The following is a 471-nucleotide window of genomic DNA, read 5'->3' as shown; positions in this document are numbered from 1 at the left end:
CGCGTCATGTTCCGTAATACCCGCCACAACATCGCCGGCTTCCCGGCCCGCCACGCGCACGGCATCCCGCTGACGCTGCCGGACGAATACAAATACGACAGCGACGAAGAAATTGACGGCCACCTGCACCCGGAAACCCTGTTCCACGATGATCGCTGGTGCAGCCTGGATCCCCGAGTGAACTGGCTGGAAAACTTTTTCAAACAGCATCGTCACGACAAGGTGCTGGTGATCTGTGCCAGCAAGCACACCGCCACCGACCTGCATGCCCACTGTAACTACAAGCTGGGCATGAACGTGGCCATGTTCCATGAAGACATGGACCTGATCGAACGGGACCGGGCCGCCGCCTTTTTCGCCGATGACTTCGACGGTGCCCAGGCGCTGATTTGCTCGGAAATCGGCTCCGAAGGCCGTAACTTCCAGTTTGCTCATCATCTGGTGCTGCTGGACCTGCCCTTGAACCCGGAC

At 59.2% G+C, this 471-nt stretch carries 1 protein-coding gene; it reads left to right on the top strand.

Annotated features, from left to right (window positions below; translation table 11 throughout):
* A partial coding sequence (locus A3754_RS22725) for a helicase-related protein (RefSeq protein WP_255363155.1) occupies positions 1-471 on the top strand: 471 nt, incomplete at both ends.

It is taken from the genome of Alcanivorax sp. HI0083 (genome assembly GCF_001635175.1).
The sequence above is the reverse complement of the archived record's forward strand: the minus strand, read 5'-3'. Positions and strand labels throughout refer to the sequence as shown.